The following is a 7,642-nucleotide window of genomic DNA, read 5'->3' as shown; positions in this document are numbered from 1 at the left end:
CATGACGTTCGCATTTGAGCCGATGGAGATGTCATTCCGGCGTCTTTTCGTTGACCTGGGGGTCTTCGCCCGTAACGAGCTGCGGGTGCCCGAGAATGTTGAGGACTGCTTCCTCACGGTGTTCTCCGGTTGGGGCGCAGGGAATATCGACAAATTCCGCGAAATCGCCAATGTGATGCCGGGGACTACCGCAAAAGCCGTCGAGCAGCAGCTTTTCGGGTATGCGCGGCCTCAGACCGTCGATGAGAACAGCCGGAAGCGCTACCCGGCGATCATCGTGAAAGCCCCGCTCTGGGTGCAGCGCACACCCAAGCGGCATAACGCGATGTTCGCCGAGCTCCGAAGATGGCGGCTCGATCAGCTGCCGCGGATCCCCAATCTCGACGAAAACGGTTGCTTGGCAGTGCTTGCCGAGTCGCGGCGCCGCTTCGAGGACATGATGAAGATTCACATGGGCGTTGCGATGATCAGTTCCTCGATCGCCGAGAAGGTTGTTGCTGCTGCTGCCGCCGCCGGTAAACCGGGACTGGAAGCACAACTGCTCTCCGGCGTCGGTTCCGATGAAAACGAGGTCGCACACGATCTGTGGGCGTTGGCGCACAACCAGATAACGGTCGGCGAATTTACGGACCGGCACGGCTACCACGGCCCCAACGAGGGGCAGTTGATCGGCGTCACGTGGCGCGAGAACCCCGCTCCAGTCCTGGCGCGCCTTGACGACTATCGGGCGATTGACGCCGCATGTCCGCGTGCACCACGCAACCGCAGCGCCGCGCAAGCGGCCGCCCGCCAGCGCGCGCTCACCGAACTGTTGGCCGCGACTCCTCGATTCAAGCGTCGCCTTACTGCGATGATCGTCAAACTGGCGGCCCGTTTCCTGGCTCTGCGGGAACAGGGTAAAGCCGGTTACCTGCTCACCTACGACGTGGCCCGTGCGACGGCTCGGAGACTCGGTGCGTTGCTCGTTGAACGCGGCATCATCGCCGACTCCGAGGATGTTTTTCACCTCTCGTATCACGACCTGTTAGCTGGAATCTCCGGCGATCAGCGTGCCGCGGTCGCCGATCGGGTGGCGCAGTACGCCGAACGTCAAGGTATTCGGTTGCCCAAGGCATGGTCGGGTAGCCCGGAGATCACCAAGCTTGCAACGGCTACCGGCGAACTGCTCGACGTCGGAGAGATAGTGGCCGGCGTGGCCGCCAGCGGCGGCATCGCCGAGGGGCGGGCGCGGGTGGTGCGTGACCCCGGCGACGTGGATATCGACGACGGTGACATTCTTGTGTGCGAAACCACCGACCCGTCCTGGGTGTCACTGTTCCTGGTGGCAGGGGCGGTGGTGACCGATCACGGCGGCATGCTCAGCCACGGCCCGATCGTCGCCCGCGAGATCGGCATACCATGCGTGTGCGGTACCGAAACCGGCACCAACCGCATCCCCGACGGTGCGCAGGTACGGGTCAACGGCGATGTCGGCACGGTCGAAGTGATTGGGTGATACTCCCAATAAGAGCGTTCCTGCTCGTGATGCGTGACGTCGTGCAGTCTTGCCGTGTATGCGGTTGAAGGGCGGCCGCGCCGTAAGACGCTTCGACTTGGGCTGCGGCGAGGTCAAACCGCCGGACCGCCACCGCGTGCCACTGTTTGACTCCAAGAGTGTCTTAACGTTGTTCGTCGCTCGTTTGGATTTCACACGAGATCTGCGCACAAGACCTGCCCGAAACACCCTGAGGAACCGCCTCATCCGCCGACTTGAATGGACCGTGTGGGACAGGTTCAGCATTTTTTGAGTCTATGTTAAATTATATGAGTGACTGAAGCCTTTATCGTTGACGCAGCTCGTACACCTGTGGGTAAGCGCGGTGGTGGATTCGCTGACGAGCACCCGGCCGACATGGCCGCCCACGTGATTCGTACCGTCGTTGATCGACACGACATCGACCCCGAGTCGATCGATGACGTCATCCTGGGCTGCCTGGATAACATCGGTTCCCAGGCCGGTGACATCGCGCGGACAGCGGCCCTTGCGGCTGGGCTGCCTGAGTCGGTTCCCGGCGTCACGATCGACCGCCAGTGCGGGTCCGCTCAGCAGGCCGTGCATTTCGCCGCGCAGGCGGTGATGAGTGGAACTTCTGATCTGATCGTCGCGGGCGGCGTGCAGAAAATGAGCCAGTATCCGATCTTGTGCGCTTTCGGCGCAGGTGAGCCTTTCGGCGCGAGCGATCCATGGACCGGATGCCGGGGATGGGAAGCCAGGTTCGGCACTCAGGAGATCTCACAGTTCCGCGGTGCGGAGATGATCGCCAGTCAGTGGAAGTTGAGTCGCGAGGACAACGAGAAATTTGCGTTAACCAGCCACCAGCGCGCCGTGGCAGCTATCGCCGACGGCCGATTCACAAGGGAAATAACTCCGTACGCGGGCGTCACGGTAGACGAGGGGCCGCGCGCCAACACCTCACTGGAGAAGATGGCGAGCCTGCCGACCCTGGTTGAGGGCGGAGTGTTAACCGCGGGGGTGGCCAGCCAGATTTCCGACGGGGCGGCGGCACTGCTGATCGCGTCGGCAAGCGCCGTCAAGCGGTTCGGACTGACACCGCGGGCCCGAATTCACCACATGTCCGTGCGTGGCGCCGACCCGGTGATGATGCTGACGGCCCCGATCCCGGCCACCCGACACGCACTCAAACGAACGGGACTCTCGATCGACGACATAGATCTCGTCGAGATCAACGAGGCGTTTGCTCCGGTGGTGCTCGCCTGGCTGGCAGAACTCGAAGCAGACCCGGATCGGGTCAACGTCAACGGTGGAGCGATCGCGTTGGGTCACCCCATCGGCTGCACCGGCGCCCGCTTAATGACCTCGCTGCTGCACGAGCTCGAGCGAACCGGCGGCCGCTACGGACTGCAGACCATGTGCGAGGGCGGCGGTCAAGCCAACGTCACGATCATCGAGAGACTCTAGGCGGTGCGCCGAACACTCTACGGCCCTGACCATGACGCCTACCGCGAAACGGTCAAGGAATTCCTAGCCCGAGAAGTGGTCCCGCACCAGCACGATTGGGACAGAGATCACCGGATCGACCGCGACGTGTTCGCCCACGCAGCCAAAGCGGGCATCTACGCATTGGAGGTGGACGCACGGTACGGGGGTGCCGGTGAACACGACTACCGCTACCGAATGGTGGTCTGCGAGGAGATCGCCCGAATCAACGCTTTGTCGTTCGGCTTGACCATCAGCCTCCAAGACGACCTCGTGCTGCACTACCTCCTCGATCTCACGTCTGAGGAACAGAAACAACGTTGGTTGCCGCGCTTCGCCTCCGGCGAATTGATCGGCGCCCTCGCTATGACGGAACCGGGTGCCGGCAGCGATCTCCGAGCGATCCGCACCAGTGCTCGCCGCGACGGCGACCACTGGGTTCTCAACGGGCAGAAAACGTTCATTTCGAGTGGGATCATGTCCGACCTCATCGTGGTAGCCGCTTGCACCGATCAAGAGGCGGGGTCGCGAGGCTTCAGCTTGTTCGTAGTCGAGCGCGACACCCCAGGATTCAGACGCGGACGCCAGCTGGACAAGATCGGGCTACCGGCCCAAGACACTGCTGAGTTATTCTTCGACGACGCCCGCGTTCCAGTCGAAAATCTGCTCGGCAAGGAAGGCAGCGGCCTCCAATACCTGATGAGCCATTTGCCGCGCGAGCGATTAGGTGTTACGGCACAGGCTATCGCGACCACACGTGCAATATTCGACCTCACGGTCGAGTATTGCCGACAGCGCAAGGCATTCGGTCAGCCACTGACTGCAAAGCAACACATCCGCTTCGAACTGGCAGAGATGTCAACGGAGCTCGATATCGCAGAGGCCTACGTCGACAAATCGGTAGAGGCGTTCAACGCGGGTGAACTTTCACCAGTTGATGCGGCAAAAGGCAAGTGGTACGTCAGCGAGCTTCAACACCGCCTTATCGACCGGTGCCTGCAACTCCACGGCGGATACGGCTACATGCTTGAATACCCCGTTGCCCGAGCGTATCTCGACACCCGAGCGCAAACAATCTATGGCGGCACGACGGAGATCATGAAGGAGCTCATCGGCCGCCAGATCGCCGGCTCAGACCCGACTTCCAAACGGAGATGAAGTGGCGCCGTTTCTTATCTCGGTATCCGCGCCTGCTATCGCTGCCACTAGCGAGCGGCTCGACGGACGTACTGGAACTTTGCCGTAGCGGGGTGACGTTGCCCCCGCTACGGCAATGCATATGTTGATCAACGGCGTTGAAGCCCGTGGTGCGCCGCAGACGGTGACCGAAGTTGCCGTGCGGGGGGCTTGCTTAATGGATTGGACGTGGGATCGCATCTCGCTCGCGCTGGAGACGGAAAGCCAAACGGCGAAGCGATACGCCGCAGGTTCGGTGACCTGGCCTGAAGCTGCAATGGCAGCCACCGGCGATCAAAGTATCAGCGCACCGACCAAAGTCGTTTGTGCTCAGGAGGTTATACTGCGGACGTGACTCGGCAGAAGATCCTTATCACCGGTGCGAGTTCCGGCCTGGGTGCCGGAATGGCCCACGCGTTTGCGGCCAAGGGGCGCGACCTGGCACTGTGCGCTCGGCGTACCGACCGGCTCGCTGATCTCAAAGCTGAACTTGTGCAACAACATTCTGATGTAAATGTTGCCATCGCGGCGTTGGACGTCAACGAACACGAGCAGGTGCCGAAGGTGTTCGAGGAGCTGTCGGATGCGCTTGGCGGCATCGACCGGGTGATCATAAACGCCGGCATCGGCAAGGGTGCACGTCTGGGGTCGGGCAAGCTGTGGGCCAACAAGGCGACTCTCGAGACCAACTTGGTGGCGGCGCTGGTGCAGATCGAGACCGCGCTGCAGATGTTTCATGAGCAGGGATCGGGGCACCTGGTGTTGATTTCCTCGGTGCTCGGCGTCAGGGGAGTGCCGGGCGTGAAGGCGTCTTACGCGGCCAGCAAGGCTGGGTTGAGTTCGTTGGGCGAAGCGTTGCGCCTCGAGTATGCGCGTGGGCCGATTAAGGTTTCGGTGATCGAGCCCGGTTATATCGAGTCGGAGATGACGGCCAAGTCGCAGAGCACGATGTTCATGGTGGACAACGAGACTGGGGTCAAGTCATTGGTTTCGGCGATCGAGCGCGAGCCGGGACGGGCGGCGGTGCCCTGGTGGCCCTGGAGGCCGATGGTGCAACTTATGCGGGTACTGCCGCTGCCGCTGATCAAGCGCTTTGCCTAACGCTTGGCGACCCGACACTGGGCGATGGCGCGCAGATACCAGGCTGGACAGCAGATTTTGGCATACTCACCGCATATTGCCTGACCTTGTGATGGACGACTATCGTGGTTCGCCGGTGATACCGCTCCTGCAAGAGCTCACCCGGACCTGACGCCGTTAGGGACTGCCCCCGGTTTTGTTGACTCCTGACCTGTGAGGATTCGTCCTTGCTGGAAGGATCAATCTCGTGCCGAAACCGCTTCCTGCCGAGCTCCGTGCCGATGTCGTCGCCGTGGCCCACAAAGGGGAGGCGCCGCTGCGCCAGATCGCGAAGGACTTCGGAATCTCGGAGGCCTGCGTGCATCGCTGGCGCAAGACTGCCGACCGCCCAGACGATGGCGAACGAGCCGGGTCATCATCGGGAGCCGACGATGCAGCCACGCAGCTAGGCGGGGCGCACAAGCGGATCAAGCTCCTCGGAGCAGGAGGCCGAGGTGATGCGTCTCGCATTTGGTTACCTGCCCCGGGACGCCAACCAAAATGATGTACCCGCTGGTCGTCGACCTTGCCGATGACGGCGTGCCCGTCACGAGTGACCTGCCGGGTCCTGGGTTTGTCCACCCAGGCGTTCTACAAATGGCGTAAAGAGCCGGTGTCGCAGCGTGACTGGGATGATGCGCATCTGATCAACGCCGCCCTGATATCCATGTCGACAATCCCGCCTTCGGGTACCGCTTCATCGCCGACGAGCTTCCCGGGCGCGGGATCGTCGCCGGGGAAAACCGTGTGGCACGGTTGTGTTCCCAGCAGTGCATCTGGTCGATCTTCGCCAAGAAACGTGGACTGAACCGTCGATCCGGGCCACCGGTCCACGACGACCTGGTCGAGCGTCAGTTCAGCGCCCGGGCCGCCGACCAGGTTTGGCTGGCCGACATCACCGAGCACCGCACCGATGAAGGCAAGCTCTACCTCTGCGCCAGCAAAGACGTCTACTCCAACCGGATTGTGGGCTACTCGATCGACTCGCTGATCAAGTCCTCACTGATGGTGGCAGCCCTGGATCACGCCGTGACAGTTGCGCGCACCCTTCGCGACGATTGTTATTCCCACAGGGGCACTCAGGTCACGAAGGTTCGTCCAAGCACTGTTGCACAACGGATTACACGGATCGATGGGGCGTGTCGGTGCGTGCGGAACAACGCCGCCATGGAATCGTTTCTTCGCCCTTCTGCAACGCCACGTGATCGACCGGCGACGCTGGTCCACTCGAGCCGAACTACGCCTGGCGATCGTGACCTGGATCGAGCGGACCTACCACCGGCGCCGCCGGCAACGCCCACTCGGCAAACTCACCCCGATAGAGTTCGAACTGCTCCACACACCAGTCGCAACCACGGTATGAACCGCCCCGGCATGTCCGGAGACTCCATTTGTTGGGAAGGTTGGAGTCGTGTCAGGGAGTACGTCGAAGCGTTACCCGCCGGAGCTGCGTGAGCGGGCGGTGCGCATGGTCGTCGAGATCAGCGATCAGCACGAGTCGGAGTGGGCAGCGATCTGTGAGGTCGCACGGTTGCTCGGGGTCGGCACGGCCGAGACGGTGCGCAAGTGGGTGCGCCAGGCCCAGATTGATGCCGGCTCACGACCTGGCACGGCAAGCGAGGAGTCCGCTGAGCTGAAGAAGCTCAGGCGAGAAGTCGCCGAATTACGAAGGGCCAACGCGATTTTGAAGACCGCGTCGGCTTTCTTCGTGGCCGAACTCGACCGGCCAGCACACTAATGACCCGGTTCATCGCCGATCATCAGGGCCACCGAGACGGTCCTGATGGTCTGCGGTGGGGTGTCGAGTCGATCTGCGCACAGTTGAGCAAGCTGGGTGTGCCGATCGCCCCATCGACCTTCTACGACCAGGTCAATCGTGAGCCCAGTCCCCGCCAGAGCCGCGACGAGGTCCTCAAGCGCGAGATCGCACGGGTTCACACCGCCAACTACGGGGTCTACGGTGCCCGCAAGGTGTGGCTGACCCTGAACCGCGAGGGTATCGAGGTGGCCCGCCGCACCGTGGAACGGCTGATGGCCGAACTCGGCCTGGCCGGGGTGCGCGGCAAGGCCAAGAAGACCACGATCGCCGACCCCGCCGCGGCCCGGCTCTCCGATCTCGTCGGGCGCCGGTTCGGTCCGCGAGCCCCGAACCGGCTGTGGGTAGCAGACCTCACCTACGTGTCAACGTGGTCGGGTTTCGCTTACGTCGCGTTCGTCACCGACGCCTATGCCCGGCGGATCCTAGGCTGGCGAGTTGCCGCAACGATGACCACCTCAATGGTCCTCGACTCCATCGAGCACGCCATCTGGACCCGCCAGCAAGCGGGTGTACTGGATCTCACAGGTGTTGTTCACCATACGGATCAAGGG

General features: G+C 62.4%; 5 protein-coding genes and 2 pseudogenes. All 7 read left to right on the top strand.

What is annotated here, in order from left to right; all coding sequences use genetic code 11:
- Position 1 precedes the first annotated feature (1 nt).
- Entirely contained in the window at positions 2–1,495 is a 1,494-nt protein-coding gene (locus tag HMPREF0591_RS20215) for a PEP-utilizing enzyme (RefSeq protein ID WP_007170476.1), read from the top strand.
- A 312-nt stretch (positions 1,496–1,807) separates the two neighbouring features.
- Entirely contained in the window at positions 1,808–2,959 is a 1,152-nt protein-coding gene (locus HMPREF0591_RS20210; protein WP_007170475.1) for an acetyl-CoA C-acetyltransferase, read from the top strand.
- 3 nt (positions 2,960–2,962) lie between these two features.
- Positions 2,963–4,135 (top strand): acyl-CoA dehydrogenase family protein, encoded by a 1,173-nt coding sequence (locus HMPREF0591_RS20205; RefSeq protein WP_007170474.1) that lies wholly within the window; start codon positions 2,963–2,965, stop codon positions 4,133–4,135.
- Between the two features lie 121 nt (positions 4,136–4,256).
- Positions 4,257–4,508 (top strand): hypothetical protein, encoded by a 252-nt coding sequence (locus HMPREF0591_RS32435; RefSeq protein WP_007170473.1) that lies wholly within the window; start codon positions 4,257–4,259, stop codon positions 4,506–4,508.
- A complete protein-coding gene (locus HMPREF0591_RS20200) occupies positions 4,505–5,254 on the top strand; it encodes an SDR family oxidoreductase (RefSeq protein WP_007170472.1) in 750 nt (249 codons plus the stop codon). The genes HMPREF0591_RS32435 and HMPREF0591_RS20200 overlap by 4 nt, the downstream gene beginning before the upstream one ends.
- Positions 5,255–5,480: 226 nt before the next feature.
- A pseudogene (locus HMPREF0591_RS32430) lies at positions 5,481–6,635 on the top strand (IS3 family transposase).
- Between the two features lie 48 nt (positions 6,636–6,683).
- Positions 6,684–7,642 (top strand): annotated as a pseudogene (locus tag HMPREF0591_RS20190) (IS3 family transposase); the annotation flags it as partial.

Source organism: Mycobacterium parascrofulaceum ATCC BAA-614 (genome assembly GCF_000164135.1).
Lineage (GTDB): Bacteria > Actinomycetota > Actinomycetes > Mycobacteriales > Mycobacteriaceae > Mycobacterium > Mycobacterium parascrofulaceum.
This window is presented reverse-complemented; position numbering and strand designations above follow the sequence as displayed.